Source organism: Arthrobacter sp. TmtSoilC79, assembly GCF_059739405.1.
This window is the reverse complement of sequence record NZ_AP046051.1, coordinates 3,319,084-3,337,730: the sequence shown is the minus strand read 5'-3', so window position 1 is coordinate 3,337,730 and position 18,647 is coordinate 3,319,084. Positions and strand designations below refer to the sequence as shown.

Here is an 18,647-nt window from a genome sequence, read left to right as displayed (position 1 = left end):
CCGTTGGGGACTAGTCTTAGTACGTGACTGAGCCCATACTTGACGCCGCCCCTGCCCTTGACTTCGACCTGAAGAGCCTGCCCAAGGTTTCCCTCCACGACCACCTGGACGGAGGCCTCCGACCCGCCACCATCATTGAGCTCGCTGCGGAGGTCGGCCACACCCTGCCCTCCACCGACCCCGTCGCGCTGGGCGAATGGTTCCGCGAATCAGCCGACTCCGGATCCCTGGTCCGTTACCTCGAAACGTTCGACCACACCATTGCCGTCATGCAGACCAAGGAAGGCCTGTTCAGGGTCGCCAAGGAGTTCGTCGAAGACCTTGCCGAGGACGGCGTGGTCTACGGTGAAGTCCGCTGGGCGCCGGAACAGCACTTGCAGAAGGGCCTGACCCTGGACGAGGTTGTTGAGGCCGTCCAGACCGGTCTCGAAGCCGGTGTTGACGCCGCTGACGAAAGCGGCCGGCAGATCCAGGTGGGCCAGCTCATCACCGCCATGCGCCACGCCGACCGTGGCCAGGAAATCGCCGAGCTCGCCGTCCGCCACCGTGCCAACGGTGCTGTTGGTTTTGATATTGCCGGCGCCGAGGACGGCTTCCTGCCGTCCCGTTTCAAGGACGCCTTCACTTACCTCGCCGAAAACAACTTCCCGGCCACCGTCCATGCCGGCGAAGCAGCAGGTTTGGACAGCATCCAGTCCGCGCTGGTTGACGGCCGCGCTTTGCGCCTGGGCCATGGTGTCCGGATCGCCGAGGACATCTCGGTGGAGTTCGAGGACAACTCCGACGACGACGGCGAGGACACCGTTGGCATGGTGACCATTGGCAGCATTGCCGCCTGGGTCCGCGACCGCGGCATTGCCTTGGAAATCTGCCCTTCCTCCAACCTGCAGACCGGCGCCATTTCCGGTTTTGGTGATGGCATCGAGAGCCACCCGGTGGACATGCTTTTCCAGCTCGGTTTCAATGTCACCATCAACACCGACAACCGCCTCATGAGCGGGGTCACCCTGACCGATGAGTTGGAGCTCCTGGTGGAGACCTTCGACTACGACCTCGATGATCTCCTCGAACTGACGCTCAATGCTGCCGAGGCTGCCTTCCTGCCGTTGGACGAGCGTGAAGCCCTGGTTGAGTACATCAACGATGCCTACGCCAACCTCGGCTAAGGACTCCAATGAGCTCGAAGAGCTCATCCGGACGATCGCAGCACTGCGTGAGCACTGCCCCTGGATGGGTGCGCTGACGCACGAGTCGCTGGTGGAATACCTGATTGAGGAAGCCTACGAAGTAGTGGACTCGATCGAAGCCGGCGCTGTTGACGACGAGCTTCGCGGCGAGTTGGGCGATGTACTGCTGCAAGTAGTGCTTCACGCCCGGCTCGCCGAGGAGCGCGGCAGCTTTGATTTCGCTGCCGTAGCCCGGGCCATCAACGCCAAGATGGTCCGGCGAAACCAGCACGTGTTCAGGGCGGACGGTTCCCTGCGGGATTCTTTCCCGGCCAGCGTCGAGGAAATCATCGTCAAGTGGGACGCCGCTAAACGCGCCGAGAAGCCGGAACGGAAGGATCCCTTCGAGGGCATCCCGCCGCACCTTCCTGCCTTGGCTGCGGCCCAGAAGTCCCTGGATAGGGCAGCCCGCGCAGGGATGGCCGATCCACAAGGTGCGTTGGCCGCCGTCGGACTTCCTGCCATCCCTGCCTCGGAAGAGGCCCTGGGGGAGCTGCTGCTCGCCGTTGTCGCGGGTGCCCGGGAGCAAGGACTCGACGCCGAACGGGCCCTTCGTGCCGCTGTCCGATCGTTCCAGAGCACCAGGGCACAGCCTTCATGACGTGGGTCTTTGGAAATTGTGCCGTAACCTGAGCCACTCTCGACTACGCTAGTAGCGACGAGGACGTTGAGAATTTCCCTCCTCATTCCTGTAATTTGCCCATAAGGAGCACATCCATGGCGCTTATCGATGCCATCCACGCACGCGAGATCCTTGATTCCCGCGGAAACCCGACCGTAGAAGTTGAGGTTCTGCTCTCCGACGGCCAGATCGGCCGCGCAGCAGTTCCCTCCGGTGCCTCCACCGGCGAGCACGAGGCTGTTGAGCTTCGCGACGGCGACAAGGGCCGTTACCTCGGCAAGGGTGTCCAGAAGGCCGTCGACGCCGTTATCGACGAGATCTCCCCGGCCCTGATTGGTTTCGACGCCACCGACCAGCGCAGCATCGACCAGGCCATGATTGACCTGGACGGCACGCCCAACAAGGGCAAGCTCGGCGCCAACGCCATCCTGGGTGTATCCCTCGCCGTTGCAAACGCTGCCGCTGCTTCTGCAGACCTGCCGCTGTACAAGTACTTGGGCGGCCCGAACGCCCACGTCCTGCCCGTTCCGCTGATGAACATCCTCAACGGCGGCTCGCACGCCGACTCCGATGTGGACATCCAGGAATTCATGATCGCTCCGATCGGCGCCGAGACCTTCTCCGAAGGCCTGCGCTGGGGCGTTGAGGTTTACCACAACCTCAAGGCTGTCCTCCAGGAAAAGGGCCTCTCCACGGGCCTCGGCGACGAAGGTGGCTTTGCCCCGAACCTGCCGTCCAACCGCGCTGCTCTGGACCTCATCCAGGAAGCCATCAAGAACGCCGGCTACACCCCGGGCACGGACATCGCCTTGGCCCTGGATGTTGCCTCCTCCGAGTTCTACAAGGACGGCGCCTACCAGTTCGAAGGCAAGGCACTCTCTGCCACCGAAATGAGCGCCTACTACGCTGAACTCGTTGCAGACTACCCGCTGGTCTCCATTGAAGACCCGCTGGATGAGAACGACTGGGAAGGCTGGAAGACCCTCACCGACACCATCGGTGACAAGGTCCAGCTGGTGGGCGATGACCTCTTCGTCACCAACCCGGTCCGCCTGCAGCAGGGCATCGAGACGGCTACGGCCAACTCCCTGCTGGTCAAGGTAAACCAGATCGGCTCCCTGACCGAGACGCTCGACGCCGTTTCCCTGGCCCAGCGTTCCGGCTACACCACCATCACCTCGCACCGCTCCGGCGAAACCGAGGACACCACCATTGCTGACATCGCCGTTGCCACCAACGCGGGCCAGATCAAGACCGGTGCCCCGGCCCGCTCCGAGCGCGTTGCCAAGTACAACCAGCTGCTGCGCATCGAAGAAGAACTCGACGACGCAGCACGCTACGCCGGCCGCAGCGCGTTCCCGCGTTTCAAGGGCTAGCCTTCAGCGAAAACACGTAACCGGTGGCTATGGTGGAAAGACCATGGCCACCGGTTTCTGTTTAACGCAGTTTCTGTTTAGCGCAGTTTCTGTTTGAAGCGGGCCAGGTCAACACCAGCAAGCGCAGCAACCCGCCAGGCAAGCACCGGGCATTACAGGAGTGTCATGGCCACCCGTCGTCCAAAGGTACCCAGGGCTGACGCCTTGGGCCCGTCCAGTGCAGGCCGTTCCTCCTCCACGGCCCGCCCAGCCAGCGGAACGCCAGCCGGCGAAACCCGTCCCAGCGAAACCCGTCCAAGCGGCAGCCGGCCCAGCGAAACCCGGACCAGCGCCGGCGTTCCCGGAACTGCTCCCAAAGACCCTGCTGCGGCTGCACGGACGGGCGTTTCCGGCAGCGGCGACGTCATCAAAGCCGAGTTCGGTGGTGCGCGGACGACTGCCAAAACGTCGACTTCGGCAGGGGCCACCAAAGCGCCCGCCACTGGTGGCGGAACCCTCGGTCCGAAGTCTCCTGTGGCCGGAAAGACTTCCACCAAGAAGCCCACAGCGACCAATTCGAAGGCCGCGGACAAGACTTCAGGCAAGTCGTCGGACAAGTCTTCAGGCAAGCAGGGCACCAGGGCCGCAGTCGAACATGAGCTGGACCCGGTTCCGGCAAAGGCGTTCTCCGGCAGGATGCTGGCACTGGCTGTGGTCATGATTGCCATCACCATCATGCTGGCCCCCACTGTGAAGGTTTTCCTGGAGAAGCGCGCCGAGATTTCGGCCTTGGAAGCCGAAATTGCGGGGCGGAAGGCGGAGCAGACGGAGCTCAACAAGCAGCTTTCCCGGTGGCAGGATCCCAACTACGTGAAGCAGCAGGCCCGCGACCGCATTAACATGGTTATGCCGGGTGAAACAGGTTACTGGGTGTTTGGGGGAGAAGAAGCCGCCGGCACGCCAGGAGGCCGCACCGGCTCCGGATCGTCTGCAAACCCGGAGAACCTGCCATGGGTGGATGCCCTCTGGGAGTCAATCAGACGATCGGCAACTGACTAGACGCGGTGCCCACCGCCGTCGTGTCCGCACTGGACACGGCACCAAGGGCAGGAAGGGTGGCAGCGCAAGTGGAAGAGAACACGGCAGCCGTGCCGCAGGAATCCCGCCGGCCATCAGCACACGATCTCGAGGTCCTGAGCCGCCAGCTCGGCCGGCCGGTCAGGGACGTCGTTGAGATCCCTGCACGGTGCGTTTGCGGCAATCCGTTGGTTGCCGCCACGGCGCCGCGGCTCAGCAACGGAACGCCATTCCCCACCACGTTCTACCTGACCCACCCGGTCATTACTTCCGCGGTGTCGCGGTTGGAAGCCGGCGGGATGATGAACGAGATGAACTCCCGACTGACCGCTGACCAGGACCTCGCAGGTGCCTACCAGGGTGCCCACGAGTCCTACCTGCAGGCGCGCAACGACATTGCCGGTCGATCCGGAACAGGTGCTGTCCCTGAAATTGACGGAATCTCCGCCGGTGGCATGCCTACCCGCGTGAAATGCCTCCACGTGCTGGTGGGGCATTCCTTGGCTGCCGGCCCGGGCGTCAACCCGCTGGGAGATGAAGCGTTGGACGCCATCGCCGAGTGGTGGACCAAGGACCGTTGCTACTGCGACGGTGCGTGGGACACTTCCGGCGAGGCTCCCTCCCGGGACCTGAGCCGCCACGGGCCCCAGGGACTGCCGGAGATCGTGGGCCGGCCCGCGCCGGTGCGTCAATCCAGGACAGAAACTCCGGGCCCGCAGGAAGGGACTGCATGAGCCGCGTTGCAGCGATCGACTGCGGAACCAACTCCATCCGCCTGCTCATCGCCGATGCTTCAGCAGACGGCGCGCCGGGACCCTTGAGGGACGTCGTTCGTGAAATGCGCGTGGTCCGCCTGGGCCAAGGAGTCGATGCCACAGGTGAGCTGGCCCCGGAGGCCTTGGAACGAACGTTCGCAGCAGCACGTGAATACGCCGGACTCATCAAGGTGCACGGCGCCGGACGTGTCCGGTTCGTAGCCACGTCCGCCACCCGTGATGCCCGTAACCGCCAGGTATTTGTGGACGGCATCCGGGATCTCCTGGGAGTGGAGCCTGAAGTCATCACCGGCGACGAGGAAGCTGCGCTGTCCTTCGCCGGTGCCGGCAGCGTCCTGCCGGCCATGGGGGAGGACCCCATCCTGGTAGTGGACCTGGGAGGTGGCAGCACTGAGTTTGTCCTGGGCGACTCCACCGGCGTTATGGCGGCACGTTCGGTAGACATCGGCTGCGTCAGGCTGACTGAACGGCACCTTCGCAGCGACCCGCCCACGGCGGCGCAAATCGCCGCAGCAGAGGCCGACGTCGACGCCGCACTGGACCTGGCCATGCAGGCGGTACCGCTTGACCGCGCCACAGCTGTGGTGGGCGTTGCGGGGTCAATCACCACCGTCACCGCGCACGCGTTGGGCCTGGACAAATACCGCCCCGAACGAATCCATGGTGCGTCGTTGAGTCTGGAGACCATCAGCGATGCTTGCACCAACCTGTTGGAAATGACGCGGGATGAACGTGCTGCCTTGCCGTACATGCATCCGGGCCGTGTGGATGTCATAGGAGCCGGTGCCTTGGTTTGGCGCCGTATCCTGGAACGCCTGTCCAGTGTCTGCAGCGGCAGTGTCGGCAACAGCAGGATTGAAGCGGCCGTTGCCAGTGAGCACGACATCCTGGACGGCATCGCCCTGAGCATCAGGGACGCCGGATGACCCTGCGTTTCCGCCGCACTCTCTCCGCTGCCCTGGCTACCGCCATGGCAGGCGGGGCGTTGGCTGGTGCGTTGTTGACGGCCCCGGCCGCCAGCGCGGACGCATGGCGCGACAAGGAGTTCTGGCTAAAGGACTCCGGTGTCACCAGCGCATGGCAGGTATCCAAGGGAGCCGGAGTCAAGGTGGCCATCATTGACAGCGGCATTGACGGCAGCCACCCGGACCTGAAGGGCGCTGTAGTAGGCGGAACGGACGTTTCGGGCGCCGGAGCCCCCAACGGACAAAAGAGCATTGGTGCCAAGACCGAGCACGGCACCCTGGTAGCCACCATGTTGGCCGGCCGGGGCCACACTACTCCTACGGCCTCGCCGTCACCGACGGCGTCGGCCACACCGCCCGGGCCACCCGCCGCGGCACCGGTCGGCGGACCGGACGGAATCATCGGCGTCGCCCCTGAAGCGGAAATCCTGGCAGTCTCCACCTGGCTTGGCTCACCCAACCCGGGCGGGAAAACGGACCAGGAGCAGATTCCGGATGCCGTCCGCTGGGCCGTGGACAATGGGGCCAAAGTCATCAACATCTCCCTGGGCAGTACTTCGCCGGATTGGCCGCAAAGCTGGGACGCGGCGTTCCTGTACGCGGAGCAGAAGGACGTGGTGATCGTGGCCGCTGCCGGAAACCGCGTGGGTGGCAATGTGCAGGTGGGCGCTCCGGCAACCATTCCAGGCGTGCTCACCGTCGCCGGGCTCGATGGCGAGGGGCGCGCCAGCGTTGATTCCTCGTCCCAGGGAATCAGCATCGGCGTTGCCGCTCCGGCTGAGAAACTTGTAGGTGGCATCCCGGGCGGTTCCTACGCCGAGTGGGCGGGTACCTCCGGCGCGGCGCCCATCGTCTCCGGCGTGGCGGCCCTGATCCGTTCCAAGTGGCCGGAGATGAGCGCCAACCAGGTCATCAACAGGATCGTCAGCACGGCAAAGGACGCAGGAGCTCCGGGTAAGGATCCGCTCTACGGCTACGGCATCCTCAACGCGGATGCGGCCCTGAAGGATGACGTGCCCGCAGCCGGCAGCAACCCGCTGGGTTCGATCGCCGACTGGATCCGCGTCCACCGCCGTGGAGATTTCAGCGAGCCGTCCCAGGCTCCGGTAGCGAGTCCCACCAGTGCGGCGCCCACACTCGCCGATCCCACAGTACCGGCCGCGAAGACTCCGGCGACGGTCGACGACGCCTTGCCCGCCGCCGTCGTGCTTGGTTTTGGAGCCTTGTTCCTTGCCTTGGTGACCGGTGCGGCGATCCAGTTGCGGAGGGTCTCCAAAAACCCGCAGACAGTGCCCGAGGAAGCCGAAACGGGTGCACTTTTGAAGGTGGATCCACCCTCTCGGAAGTAGTTAGTGAAGATTTTCACAAAGTGCTGTACTCTGGACTCATGGCAACCACCCCAGAGCTCATTGACCGTCCCCGGGTTCTCGTCGTCGGCGGCGGCTACGTCGGCCTGTACGTAGCACTCAAACTGCAGAAGAAGATCGCGAACGCGGGCGGCATCGTCACCGTCGTAGATCCACTGCCGTACATGACCTACCAGCCCTTCCTCCCGGAAGTTGCAGGTGGCAACATCGAGGCACGCCACGCCGTCGTCTCCCACCGTCAGCACCTGAAGCAGACTGAGCTCATCCAGGGCCGAGTCACCAGCATCGACCACGCCAACCGTACCGCGGTCATCGCTCCGTCCGATGGCGGCGAAAACTTCGAAATCCCGTACTTCGACGTCGTGATCGCCGCCGGCGCCATCACCCGCACCTTCCCCATCAAGGGCCTCGCGGACAAGGGCATTGGCCTGAAGACCATCGAGGAAGCCGTTGCGTTGCGCAACAAGCTGCTCGAGCGCATCGAAGCCGCGTCCACCATGACCGACCCCGCAGAGCGCGCCAAGGCATTGACCTTCGTAGTGGTCGGCGGCGGCTTTGCCGGCATCGAGTGCCTCACCGAAATGGAAGACCTCGCCCGCGCTGCCGTGCGCAACAACCCGCGCGTCCGCCAGGAAGAAGTCCGCTTCATCCTGGTTGAAGCCATGGGCCGCATCATGCCCGAGGTCACCGCTTCACAGGCCGAATGGGTTGTGGAGCACCTCCGCAGCCGTGGCATCGAAGTACTCCTGAACACTTCCCTTGACAGCGCAGAGGGCAACCTCAAGCTGATCAACCTCCCGGACAAGACCCCCGCCGGCGAAGTTGAAGCAGATACCCTGGTTTGGGCTGCCGGCGTGCAGGCCAACCCGATGATCCGCTCCACTGACTTCCCGCTGGAACCGCGTGGCCGCGTCCGCGTCCTCCCTGACCTGCGCATCGCAGGCGACGAAGGCATCGTGGAGAACGCCTGGGCTGCCGGCGACATCGCCGCTGTTCCGGACCTCACGGGCAAGGGCCTGCCGGACGGCACCTGCGTTCCCAACGCCCAGCACGCACTCCGCCAGGCAAAGAAGCTCGCCAAGAACCTTTGGGCTTCCCGCTGGGACAAGCCGCTGCACGACTACAAGCACAAGAACCTTGGCGCTGTGGCCGGCTTCGGCGAGTGGAAGGGTGTTGCCAACATCAACCTGCTCGGCCGCATCGGCCTCAAGGGCGGCCTGGCCTGGCTGGCACACCGTGGCTACCACGGCATGGCCATGCCCACGGTGGAGCGCAAGTTCCGCGTGGTCTTCGGTTGGATCCTGGCCTTCTTCGCCGGCCGCGACACCACGCAGCTGATCGACCTCGACAACCCGCGCGGCGCCTTCGTGGCCGCCGCAACTCCGGCTCCCAAGCCTGCCGCTGCTCCGGCGCCGGCTGAGGCGAAGCCGGCTGCCGAGGAAGTCAAGACCCCGGTTACTGCCGACGCCAAGTAGTACACGCACGACGGCTAGTACACGCACGACGGCGGCCACCCCCTTTTCGGGAGTGGCCGCCGTCGGCGTTTAACCCTCGCGTGGCCTCGGCCCCATCGCCCCGCGCCCCTAGACTGTCCTCATGTCCGGTGAAACCGATCTGCAGACTCTTTTGGAATCCCTCCATCCCGTGGCCCGCGAGGGTGACTACGTCTACGCACTGTGGCCGCACGGAAAGCCACTGGAGGGCGGGATCGAGGCCGCGGTCCGCGAGGCCGAGGGCCTTACGGTGGTCATGCGCAGGGACGAAGCCGATGCTTTGGGCCTCAGCTACGACTTCGTGGCTGCCTGGATCACGCTTCAGGTTCATTCGGCCCTGGAGGCAGTGGGACTCACGGCTGCCGTGAGTGCCGCGCTGACCCATGCGGGCATCAGCTGCAACGTCCTGGCGGGTTTCCATCACGACCACCTCCTGGTCCCTTCGGCAGATGCCGGCCGGGCCATGGACGTGCTCAGGCTGCTTGCGCAAGGCGTGGTCCTGCGTTCTGAGCGGCCCGGGGACCGTGACGAGATCCTGGAACTGACGGCCCGGGCCTTTTCCATTTCGCCGGTGACCGGCGAGCCCGTGGACGGTGTGCCGATTGAGGTAGGGCTGCTGCGTTCGCTGTTTGAGTGCCCTGAGTACTTGCCGCAGTTCAGCGTGGTCGCCGAAATGGGTGGGGAGATCGTGGGGCATGCGATCAGCACCCGTGGCTGGATCGGGGACCTGGAGTTGTTGGGGTTGGGCCCGATCGGCGTGCTTCCCCATTTTCAGAAGCGGGGGATCGGTTCAGCCTTGATGCGTGAGACCGCTGCCCGGGCCGCGGTGGCCGGAGAGCCAGGGATTGCGTTGCTCGGAAGCCCCTTGTATTACCCGCGCTTCGGATACGTGCCGGCCGCCTCCCTGGGCGTCCAGCCGCCGGAGGAGGCGTGGGGCGATCACTTCCAGTTGTTGACGCTTCCTGAATGGCCCGACGACGTCGGAGGCACGTTCCGCTACGCCGCGCCATTCAATGAGCTGTAGCTGGGATACCATGGTCCGGGCGCCCCAGTAGCCCAATTGGCAGAGGCAGCGGACTTAAAATCCGCGTGTTGTGGGTTCGAGTCCCACCTGGGGCACGGCGGAAGGTAGGAGCTGATGCTCCCTTCCCCGTGCGTGTGAAGTCTTCCGCGGAAATTCCCAGCTGGCTCGTAGATTCCCCACAGGCAACGAGTGTTATAGGGATGTGACCTGAATCACTTATGTTCGCCGCGCAATTGCATTAGTTTGAGTCTTAATCAGGAACACCTGAGTAATCGCATCAAAGGCAGTTCGCACCTTTCGATCGAGGAGACAACGCATGTTTGATCTTTCCCCAGCGGCGCCCCGAGCCGCCAAGCTAACAGCGCTTGGCATTGGGGTCGCTCTCTTGGCCACGGCTTGTGGTGGGTCTTCGACCCCTACCCAGACCGGGTCGTCTTCTGCCGCAGCCGCAGGCATTTCCTGCCCGGCTCCCAGCGGCGGGGCGGGAGCCGGCAACAGCCAGGCTGCCACCAACACGGGACCAGTACCTCCCTCGACCACCACCACTGACGCACCGCTCAAACTTGGATCGCTCCTGCCGACGACGGGGTCGCTGGCGTTCCTCGGCCCGCCGGAAATTGCCGGCGTTAACCTCGGTATCAAGGAAGTCAACGACGCCGGCGGCGTCCTGGGTGCCCCTGTCTCTGTGGTCCACCGCGACTCCGGTGACACCAAGACGGACATCGCTACCCAGTCCACCACGGCCCTCCTGGGCCAGGGCGTGAGTGCGGTCATCGGTGCTGCATCCTCAGGCGTCTCCAAGACGGTCATCAACCAGATCACGGGCGCCGGAGTCATCCACTTCTCGCCTGCGAACACCTCGCCTGACTTCACCACGTGGGACGACAAGGGCCTCTACTGGCGCACTGCACCCTCCGACGTCCTGCAGGGCAAGGTCCTGGGCAACTACATGGCTACCTGTGGAGCCCAGACCGTTGGCATGATCGTCCTGAATGACGCCTACGGAACCGGCCTCCAGAAGAACGTCAAGGAAGCCTTCGAGGCAGCCGGCGGCAAGGTTGTTGCTGAAGAACTCTTCAACGAGGGCGACTCCCAGTTCAGCAGCCAGGTGGACAAGGTCCTCGCAGCCAAGCCGGATGCGATCGCCCTGATCACCTTCGACCAGGCCAAGAGCATCGTCCCCCTGATCACCGGCAAGGGCATCAAGCCCACGCAGCTGTTCATGGTTGACGGCAACACCTCGGACTACAGCAAGGACTTCCAGGCCGGCACCATGAAGGGCGCACAGGGAACCATTCCCGGTACGTTCGCCAAGGACGACTTCAAGAAGAAGCTGCTCGCGATCGATCCCGCCCTGAAGGATTACAGCTACGCAGGCGAGTCCTACGACGCCGTGAACCTGATCTCGCTGGCTTCTGAAGCCGCCAAGAGCACCAAGGGTACCGAGATCGCAGCCAAGCTGAAGGAAGTCTCTGAAGGCGGCGAGAAGTGCACCAGCTTTGCTGCTTGTGTCACGCTGCTCCGCCAGGGCAAGGACATCGACTACGACGGTCAGTCCGGTCCTGTCACGTTCTCCGACGCAGGTGACCCCACCGAGGCGTACATCGGTATCTACGAGTACCAGGATGACAACACCTACAAGCCGGTCCGTGAAGAGTTCGGCAAGCTCTAAACGCTTCTGATCCAGACCGCACCAAGGACAGGCCCCCTTCCCGTTGGAAGGGGGCCCGTCTACTTAACTCGTAGGCCCATTCACTAAACGCCAATTCACTAACTGTCCCGGGTGGGCCACCCTTGGATCGTCTCCGGCGCGAAATCGCGGCTCAGTACCCTCGCCACCATGGCGATGCCCTGCTGCTCGAAATCCTCGTCACCGATCCCGTGCGCCCAGACCACCGTGGCAACGGCCTGGTTCAGGTTCTCGAGCCTCCACAGAATGCGGTCCTGCGGGGATTCAATGACCCGGCCCAATCCTTCGTAGAAGGCCTGTGAAAGCCGTTCCTGCCCCAGGAACTGCTGATGGCTGAGCCGGACAAGGTCGTGGACCCAGGGGCGGAGGTCGGCCCGGCCAAAATCGATGACTTTAGTGTCGCCGTCGTCGTTCAACCAGTTCCGGGGCTGGTAGTCGCCATGGGTGGTGACCAACTCCGCCGGGCCGGGCGTGACCCCCTCCAGTTCCGCTGTGAGATGTTCCAGGGTCTGCCGGGGGAGCAGCGAGGCTGCGCGCTCGATGATGTGGCCGGTTTTGGTTTTCAACGCCCGAACATAACTGTGGGACGTCCCGGCAGGCTGGTGCAGTGCGGCAAGGATCGAGCCGGCCTGGCGGTACGTTTCCGGCTCATTTTCGGACGGTGTGCCCGCCACAACCGTTCCGGGAAGGTAGCGGGTCACCAGCAGCCCTGCCTCCGGTGAGGCATGCAGCAGGACCGGGACCCGTCCGTCCAGGCCCGGCATCCCACGGGAATAGGCTGCAATTTCGCGGCGGATATGGTGGCTGGCCGTGCTTGCCTTCACCATGACGTGATCTCCGCCGGCTGCCTCCAGCTGCAGCACTGTGGTGTCCTGGAGCGGCCATGAATGGTCCTGCACCACCGCGTAGGGGCCCAACCAGGACGTCAGAACATTCCGTTGTCTTTCAGTGATCCCTTCCGGCATCAATCCAGCATGCCAGCAAACAGCAACGCGGGGTCACATCCTGGGCGTTGGGAGACCCAACATGGCCCGGATGTGACCCCGCGTCGTTGTGGTTGGAACTAGACCTCGTCAGCCAAGGTGCCCAAGTAGAGCTGAATGACCTTGGGATCCTTCATCAGTTCACGGCCCGTACCTGTATATGCGTCCTTGCCCTGGTCCAGGACGTAGCCGCGGTCGCAGATCTGCAGGCAGCGGCGTGCGTTCTGTTCCACCATGATGACCGAGACACCGGCACGGTTGATCTCGTGGACCCGGAGGAAGGTTTCGTCCTGCTTGACGGGGGAGAGGCCTGCCGACGGCTCGTCCAGGAGCAGTACTGCCGGGTCCATCATCAAAGCCCGGCCCATGGCCACCATCTGGCGTTCGCCACCGGAAAGTGACCCCGCCCGCTGGGCCCGCCGCTTTGCCAGCTCCGGGAACAACCCGGCAACAAAGTCGAAGCGCTCGGCAAAGGCCTTGGGACGCTGGAACATGCCCATCTGGAGATTCTCTTCGATGGTCAGCGCTGCGAAGACGTTGTTGGTCTGCGGCACGAATCCCACACCTTGGGTCACCAGCTTGTTGGCCTTCAATCCGGTGAGGTCCTGGCCCCGGACTACTACGGTGCCGGAATGGACCTTCACCAGGCCGAACATGGCCTTCAGGAGAGTGGACTTGCCGGCGCCGTTGGGGCCGATGATTCCGATCAACTCACCCTTGCGGGCCTCAATGCTGCAACCGTTGAGGATGTTGACCCCGGGGATATACCCGGCCACCAAATTGGTGACCTTGACGACGGAATCGCTTGCCGGTGCGGCTGCCGCCGAGGGCATTTCACTGACACTGCTGCTCATTTCCCGTCCTCCTTCTTGGTTTCAACGATCTCGGACAGGATGCCTGCGTCTTCGGTACCCACCACCGACTCCTCATCGGCCTCAAGCTCCGCCTCAAGCACCTTGATGCCTTCCGCGTCGCCGAGATCCACATCGTGGTGGGCGCCCAGGTAAGCGTCGATCACGGCGGGGTTCTTCATGACTTCGCCCGGGGGACCTTCGGCCACGACCTTGCCTTCGGCCATGACCACCACCCAGTCGGCAATATGCCGGACCATGTTCATGTCGTGCTCAACGAAGAGCACGGTCATGCCTTCAGCCTTGAGGTTCTTGATGTGGTCCAGGAGCGATTGAGTCAGGGCCGGGTTCACACCGGCCATAGGCTCATCGAGCATCACCAGCTTGGGTTTGACCATCAAGGACCGCGCCATTTCCAGAAGTTTCCGCTGGCCGCCCGAGAGGGACGCAGCGTAGTCGTCCTTCTTGGCATCGAGTTTGAACTTCTCCAACAGCAGGTTGGCTTGGGCCGTGATTTCCTTTTCGCGTCCACCCCACATGCCCTTGAACAGGGCCTTGGAAAGCCGTTCGCCCGGCTGGTCCGCTGCGCCGAGCCGCATGTTCTCCATGACGGTCAGCTTGCCCATGACCTTGGTCAGCTGGAAAGTGCGCACCATACCCATGCGCGCCACCTTGTAGGAAGAAACTCCGGCCAAGCTGTTGCCTTCGAACTGCCACTTGCCCGTATTGGGAGTGTCGAAGCCGGTCAGCAGGTTGAAGAGCGTGGTCTTTCCGGCGCCGTTGGGACCAATCAAAGCGGTGATTTTGTGCCGCGGGATCTCGAGATATTCGACGTCCACGGCGTTGATGCCACCAAAGGACCTCGTGACATCCTCGGCCACCACAATGGGATCGCGTTTCTTGCAGCCCGGAGTGTTATCCCCGACTGCAATGGGCCGCGAATCGGTCATGTAGTCGATGTCGTCTGTGTTTGCTGTGTTTGCTGTGTTTGCTGTGTTGCTGTTGTGTTCGTTGGTCTCACTCATGCGAAAGCAAGCTCCTTTTTATTGCCGAAGACGCCTTGCGGGCGGAAGATCATCAGGAGCATCAGCGCCACGCCCACCAGGATGTAGCGCAACTGGCCGGCCTGGACGGTTGTCAGCCAGGTGACTGCCCCTGATTCGATGAGGCCGTAGAGCAGGCTCTGGGTCAGCGACAGGACTACCCAGAAGATCATTGCCCCGATGACCGGCCCCAACACCGTGGCCATGCCACCGAGGAGGAGGCAGGTCCACAGGAAGAACGTCAGTTCCGTGCCGTAGTTGGACGGTTGGACGGCGCCGCGGGGGAGCGTGAAGATCATGCCCGCCAAAGCGCCCAGCACACCGCCGATGATCAGTGCCTGCATCTTGTAGGCGTAGACGTTCTTGCCGAGGGATCGCACGGCATTCTCGTCTTCGCGGATACCCTTCAGGACACGGCCCCACGGGCTGCGCATCAGGAGCCATACCAGCACGCAGCAGACGATCACCAATCCCCAGCCAACTACGCGGATGAAGAAGTCGCGGTTGTTCATGCCCATGTAGGAGCCTTCGGGGAAGGGGTTCATGGCATAGAACGTGTTTTCAAAGGCTGCCAGCCCGTTGGCGGATCCGGTAACGCCGGTGAGCTGGTTGGTGGTCACCACATAGCGGACAATTTCCGCGGCTGCGATGGTGACGATAGCCAGGTAGTCGGCTCTCAGCCGGAGGGTGGGAATGCCCAGGATGAACGCGAAGATCACCGAGCACAGGATGGAAACCACCAAAGCGACAAAGAACGGAGCGTCAAAGGTCAGGGTGGAAATGGCAAAGCCGTAGGCGCCAACGGCCATGAAGCCGGCCTGGCCGAAGTTCAACAGGCCTGAGTAGCCGAAGTGAACTGCAAGGCCCAAAGCGGCAAGTGCGTACGCCGCCGTCGTCGGGCTGAATAACTCGCCAAGGGCGCTGGAGAAAATGAATCCGAAGTCCATGGCCCGCTCCTAACCCACACGCTCACGCCGGCCGAGGATACCCTGCGGTCGGAACAGAAGAACAACGATCATGATGAAGAGTGCACCGACGTACTTGAGGTCGGCGGGAAGGCCGAACACGGTAGTCAGTTCCACAAAGATGCCGACGACGATCGAACCGATCAGGGCGCCGAATACAGTTCCCAAACCACCCAGTGTCACACCGGCGAAGATGAGCAGCAGGATCTGCGAGCCCATATCGAACGTGACGCCCGGACGGTAGTACGCCCACAGGATGCCGCCGAGGGAAGCCAGGACGCCGCCGACGATCCAGACGATGCGGATCACGGAGTCGACGTCGATGCCGGAGGCGGCCGCCAAAGCGGGGTTGTCCGCCACAGCACGCGTTGCCTTGCCGAGACGGGTCTTGAGCAGGACGATGCCAATCAGGGCGATGACCACCGCACTGATGACCAGTGACCAGAGGTTGTTCGGGGAGATGGAAACCGGCCCGATTTGGATTTCCGCGCTTTGCGCGCCGGGCAGCTGCTGGGTGGCTCCACCGAAGAAGAACTGGATGACGTAGCGGATGGCCAAAGCAAGGCCGATGCTGACGATCATCATGGGAACCAGGCCCGAACCACGTTTTCTCAGCGGACGCCAGAGCCCGGCATCCTGGACGTAGCCGAAGAGGCCGCCACCTATCAGGGAGAGCAGGATCGCGAGCCAGAAGGGGAGCCCGAAGCCGTTGAACATGAAGACGAGGACGGCGCCCAGGGTCACCATCTCGCCGTGGGCGAAGTTGGTCAGGCCCGTGGTTCCGAAGATCAGCGACAGGCCAACGGAGGCAAGGGCAAGCAGGAGGCCGAAGCTCAAGCCTGCGACGAGGCGGTTCAGGAGGTTCTGGCCGAAGTCCTGCTGCTGGACCACGATTCCCTTACCAAAGGCGAAAATCACCGACAGGTTGGAGGTTTGGCTGAACGTGACATCACGGGGATTGTCCTGGCCCTCGGCCAGGGTGATGCCCTCGGGCAAAGTAGAGGTGTCCAACTCGATGGTGTAGGTGCCCTGGACAGGGACTCCGATGTTCCACGCTCCGTTTGCGCCGGAGGTGGCGTCACCTTCGAATCCATTGCCGGTGGCTTTGATCTTGACGCCGGGTATGGGGGCCCGGGCATCGTCGCGGAGGAACCCGCTGATGTTGTTTTGGTATGTCGTCGGTGACGGCGAAGGCGAAGGGGTGGTTGCCTGTGCCGAGGGGGCGGCGATCAACAGAGCGGCGATGAGGGACGCAAAAAATGCCCCTACCACTCTCTGTAGTCCCTTGGACCGTCTGATGGACGGGTCGCGCAGTGTGCTTCTCAAAATGGAAACCTCCACAGTGGGGGTGGTCCCGGCTGCGCCATTGCAGCCGGTGCGAACGGTAAATGGGGCTTGTGAACAGTTCTTGCCTAGCTGCCTCGATTGTGATCTAAGTCACCCATGTGTGGCCTATGTTACCGCCCGGTGAGCGGAATAAATGCCCTGTTCGGGGGTGCAAACATCGCGATCGGATAACAACTGTGAAGTTATAGGCAACTAATGATGTAGCTGCAGTTAAGTAAACCTTTGTTGTTCACGGGTGTTTCTAAACGGTCGGCGAAGTGCCGGCCACCACTACCCTGCCGCTTTAGGGTCACGGTTGCGTTTCGTCTGGGTGAACAAAGGAACTTTCCCTGCCGCGCGCGCGTGGTACTTGGTACCGTGACATATCACTTAGCCCTTTTTCAGGAGGACACCCGTAATGGCACTTGGCGGAAACCCAGTCTTCAACGGAAAGAATTTCCGTGGAGCAAAGCAGGCCCCGCCTGTACCGCAGAACCCGTACGGCCAGCAGTTTAACCAAGCACCTGGCCGGGCACCGAGCCAGGTGATGGACGGCCAGGCCGCTTGGTCTGCACAGCAGCAGAACATGACCAACGAGCAGCTGCAGCAGATGTACAACCAGCCGGCTGCCGGCCCCGCCGACACCGGCCGCATGACCTATGACGACGTCATCATGAAGACCGTCGCTTGCCTTGTGGTCCTGGTGATCGGTGCCGGCGTGACGCTCTTCGTAGCTCCCGCCCTCTCCACCATGCTCATGATCGTTGGTGCCTTGGGCGGATTCGTCCTGGCACTGGTCAACACGTTCAAGAAGCAGCCTTCGCCGGCCCTGATCCTTGCCTACGCCGGCCTTGAGGGCCTGTTCCTTGGTGGCCTGACCCGCATCCTCGACGGCATGTACCCGGGTGTCGGTCTCCAGGCTGTTATCGGAACTCTTGCAGTCTTCGGCGTCACTTTGGTGCTCTTCAAGAGCGGCAAGGTCCGCGCCACCCCCAAGATGGTGCGCTTCTTCATGATTGCCACCATCGGTTACGCCGTCTTCGCGCTGATCAACATGGTCATGATGTGGACCGGTGCCGTGCAGGAACCGTTCGGCCTTCGCACCAGCATGACGATTGCGGGCATCCCGCTGGGTGTCTTCATCGGCATCCTGGCCATCGGCCTGGCAGCTTTCTCGCTCATCATGGACTTCACCAGCATTGAGCAAGGCGTCCGCGCCGGCGCCCCGGAGCGTTACTCCTGGGTTGCGGCATTCGGCCTGACGGTCACCTTGGTGTGGCTCTATGTGGAAATCATCCGTCTCCTGGCCATCTTGCGAGGCGACGACTAGCTGCTGCAGTCCCACCCCGCAAAGTAAGCCAACGCGGAAATGCCCCCGAAAAGTCTTCGGGGGCATTTTTGCGTCCGCGAGGGGCGACGTCTCGGCAGTATGCGGGGGTTCATAGTGCGCTGTCCACGTCCGCGAGGGGCGACGTCTCGGCAGCTCATAGTGCGCTGTCCACGTCCGCGAGGGGCGACGTCTCGGCGGTATGGGGGGCTCATAGTGCGCTGTCAACGTCCGCGAGGGGCGACGTCTCGGCGGTATGCGGGGGTTCATAGTGCCGAGACCTAACCCCTCGGCAGTATGGGGAGGGCTCATAGTGCTGAGACCTAACCCCTCGGGAGTGTCGGGGAGTGCTCATAGTGTCGAGAGCTAACCCCTCGGCAGTATGGGAGGGCTCGAAGTGCGCTGTCCACGTCCGCGAGGGGCGACGTCTCGGCAGTATGCGGGGTTCATAGTGCTGAGATCTAACCCCTCGGCTGTGGGGGGAGGGTTCGTAGTGCCGAGACCTGACCCTTCGGGAGTGTGGGAGGGATCCATAGTGCCGAGACCTGACGCCTCGG

The 18,647-nt window shown here is 63.0% G+C and carries 16 protein-coding genes and 1 tRNA gene; 12 read left to right on the top strand and 5 right to left on the bottom strand.

Annotation, left to right across the window (positions count from 1 at the left end):
• Positions 1-23: 23 nt before the first annotated feature.
• The 11 genes from AC6JA3_RS15190 to AC6JA3_RS15140 all read left to right on the top strand — a co-directional run bounded on the left by AC6JA3_RS15190 (position 24) and on the right by AC6JA3_RS15140 (position 11,577).
• Positions 24-1,166, top strand: coding sequence for an adenosine deaminase (locus tag AC6JA3_RS15190; RefSeq protein WP_026547502.1), 1,143 nt, complete (start codon positions 24-26; stop codon positions 1,164-1,166).
• Positions 1,144-1,827: a MazG nucleotide pyrophosphohydrolase domain-containing protein gene (locus AC6JA3_RS15185; protein WP_497920222.1), complete on the top strand. Its 684-nt coding sequence runs from the start codon at positions 1,144-1,146 to the stop codon at positions 1,825-1,827. The genes AC6JA3_RS15190 and AC6JA3_RS15185 overlap by 23 nt, the downstream gene beginning before the upstream one ends.
• Positions 1,828-1,943: 116 nt before the next feature.
• Entirely contained in the window at positions 1,944-3,224 is a 1,281-nt protein-coding gene (gene eno, locus AC6JA3_RS15180) for a phosphopyruvate hydratase (RefSeq protein WP_026542844.1), read from the top strand.
• Positions 3,225-3,389: 165 nt separating this feature from the next.
• Positions 3,390-4,262, top strand: coding sequence for an FtsB family cell division protein (locus AC6JA3_RS15175; RefSeq protein ID WP_497920221.1), 873 nt, complete (start codon positions 3,390-3,392; stop codon positions 4,260-4,262).
• A gap of 68 nt (positions 4,263-4,330) precedes the next feature.
• Entirely contained in the window at positions 4,331-5,014 is a 684-nt protein-coding gene (locus tag AC6JA3_RS15170; RefSeq protein ID WP_202900203.1) for a DUF501 domain-containing protein, read from the top strand.
• On the top strand, positions 5,011-5,982 hold the full coding sequence (locus tag AC6JA3_RS15165; protein WP_497920220.1) for a Ppx/GppA phosphatase family protein: 972 nt from the start codon (positions 5,011-5,013) through the stop codon (positions 5,980-5,982). Before AC6JA3_RS15170 ends, AC6JA3_RS15165 begins: the two co-directional genes overlap by 4 nt.
• On the top strand, positions 5,979-7,370 hold the full coding sequence (locus tag AC6JA3_RS15160) for a S8 family serine peptidase (RefSeq protein ID WP_497920219.1): 1,392 nt from the start codon (positions 5,979-5,981) through the stop codon (positions 7,368-7,370). The genes AC6JA3_RS15165 and AC6JA3_RS15160 overlap by 4 nt, the downstream gene beginning before the upstream one ends.
• A gap of 38 nt (positions 7,371-7,408) precedes the next feature.
• The gene (locus AC6JA3_RS15155) at positions 7,409-8,863 is read left to right on the top strand and encodes an NAD(P)/FAD-dependent oxidoreductase (RefSeq protein WP_026547496.1); all 1,455 of its coding nucleotides are present in this window, start codon (positions 7,409-7,411) and stop codon (positions 8,861-8,863) included.
• Positions 8,864-8,984: 121 nt separating this feature from the next.
• Positions 8,985-9,905 (top strand): N-acetyltransferase, encoded by a 921-nt coding sequence (locus AC6JA3_RS15150; RefSeq protein ID WP_497920218.1) that lies wholly within the window; start codon positions 8,985-8,987, stop codon positions 9,903-9,905.
• A 21-nt stretch (positions 9,906-9,926) separates the two neighbouring features.
• Positions 9,927-10,000, top strand: a tRNA-Leu gene (locus AC6JA3_RS15145).
• Between the two features lie 221 nt (positions 10,001-10,221).
• A complete protein-coding gene (locus AC6JA3_RS15140; protein ID WP_026542837.1) occupies positions 10,222-11,577 on the top strand; it encodes an ABC transporter substrate-binding protein in 1,356 nt (451 codons plus the stop codon).
• Between the two features lie 98 nt (positions 11,578-11,675).
• Here the strand turns inward: AC6JA3_RS15140 and AC6JA3_RS15135 are convergent, their stop codons facing one another.
• The 5 genes from AC6JA3_RS15135 to AC6JA3_RS15115 all read right to left on the bottom strand — a co-directional run bounded on the left by AC6JA3_RS15135 (position 11,676) and on the right by AC6JA3_RS15115 (position 16,763).
• Positions 11,676-12,560, bottom strand: a complete 885-nt coding sequence (locus AC6JA3_RS15135; RefSeq protein ID WP_497920217.1) for a phosphotransferase family protein — start codon at positions 12,558-12,560, stop codon at positions 11,676-11,678.
• Positions 12,561-12,658: 98 nt separating this feature from the next.
• Positions 12,659-13,432 (bottom strand): ABC transporter ATP-binding protein, encoded by a 774-nt coding sequence (locus tag AC6JA3_RS15130; protein WP_035761224.1) that lies wholly within the window; start codon positions 13,430-13,432, stop codon positions 12,659-12,661.
• The gene (locus AC6JA3_RS15125; RefSeq protein WP_497920216.1) at positions 13,429-14,454 is read right to left on the bottom strand and encodes an ABC transporter ATP-binding protein; all 1,026 of its coding nucleotides are present in this window, start codon (positions 14,452-14,454) and stop codon (positions 13,429-13,431) included. The genes AC6JA3_RS15130 and AC6JA3_RS15125 overlap by 4 nt, the downstream gene beginning before the upstream one ends.
• Positions 14,451-15,419 carry a branched-chain amino acid ABC transporter permease gene (locus AC6JA3_RS15120; protein WP_026542834.1) on the bottom strand — a complete coding sequence of 323 codons (969 nt, stop codon included), beginning with the start codon at positions 15,417-15,419 and terminating at the stop codon, positions 14,451-14,453. Before AC6JA3_RS15120 ends, AC6JA3_RS15125 begins: the two co-directional genes overlap by 4 nt.
• 9 nt (positions 15,420-15,428) lie before the next feature.
• Positions 15,429-16,763 (bottom strand): branched-chain amino acid ABC transporter permease, encoded by a 1,335-nt coding sequence (locus AC6JA3_RS15115; RefSeq protein WP_223944933.1) that lies wholly within the window; start codon positions 16,761-16,763, stop codon positions 15,429-15,431.
• Positions 16,764-17,181: 418 nt separating this feature from the next.
• Here AC6JA3_RS15115 and AC6JA3_RS15110 point away from each other — a divergent pair, with 418 nt between their 5' ends.
• The gene (locus tag AC6JA3_RS15110) at positions 17,182-18,093 is read left to right on the top strand and encodes a Bax inhibitor-1/YccA family protein (RefSeq protein WP_026542832.1); all 912 of its coding nucleotides are present in this window, start codon (positions 17,182-17,184) and stop codon (positions 18,091-18,093) included.
• Positions 18,094-18,647 lie beyond the last annotated feature (554 nt).

What these genes read in the sequence shown, in the direction of transcription:
- AC6JA3_RS15185 (WP_497920222.1), top strand. Translation starts at nt 1,144, where the DNA reads ATGCCTACGCCAACCTCGGCTAAGGACTCCAATGAGCTCGAAGAGCTC.
- eno (WP_026542844.1), top strand. Translation starts at nt 1,944, where the DNA reads ATGGCGCTTATCGATGCCATCCACGCACGCGAGATCCTTGATTCCCGC.
- AC6JA3_RS15175 (WP_497920221.1), top strand. Translation starts at nt 3,390, where the DNA reads ATGGCCACCCGTCGTCCAAAGGTACCCAGGGCTGACGCCTTGGGCCCG.
- AC6JA3_RS15165 (WP_497920220.1), top strand. Translation starts at nt 5,011, where the DNA reads ATGAGCCGCGTTGCAGCGATCGACTGCGGAACCAACTCCATCCGCCTG.
- AC6JA3_RS15160 (WP_497920219.1), top strand. Translation starts at nt 5,979, where the DNA reads ATGACCCTGCGTTTCCGCCGCACTCTCTCCGCTGCCCTGGCTACCGCC.
- AC6JA3_RS15155 (WP_026547496.1), top strand. Translation starts at nt 7,409, where the DNA reads ATGGCAACCACCCCAGAGCTCATTGACCGTCCCCGGGTTCTCGTCGTC.
- AC6JA3_RS15150 (WP_497920218.1), top strand. Translation starts at nt 8,985, where the DNA reads ATGTCCGGTGAAACCGATCTGCAGACTCTTTTGGAATCCCTCCATCCC.
- AC6JA3_RS15140 (WP_026542837.1), top strand. Translation starts at nt 10,222, where the DNA reads ATGTTTGATCTTTCCCCAGCGGCGCCCCGAGCCGCCAAGCTAACAGCG.
- AC6JA3_RS15135 (WP_497920217.1), bottom strand. Translation starts at nt 12,560, where the DNA reads ATGCCGGAAGGGATCACTGAAAGACAACGGAATGTTCTGACGTCCTGG.
- AC6JA3_RS15130 (WP_035761224.1), bottom strand. Translation starts at nt 13,432, where the DNA reads ATGAGCAGCAGTGTCAGTGAAATGCCCTCGGCGGCAGCCGCACCGGCA.
- AC6JA3_RS15125 (WP_497920216.1), bottom strand. Translation starts at nt 14,454, where the DNA reads ATGAGTGAGACCAACGAACACAACAGCAACACAGCAAACACAGCAAAC.
- AC6JA3_RS15120 (WP_026542834.1), bottom strand. Translation starts at nt 15,419, where the DNA reads ATGGACTTCGGATTCATTTTCTCCAGCGCCCTTGGCGAGTTATTCAGC.
- AC6JA3_RS15110 (WP_026542832.1), top strand. Translation starts at nt 17,182, where the DNA reads ATGGCACTTGGCGGAAACCCAGTCTTCAACGGAAAGAATTTCCGTGGA.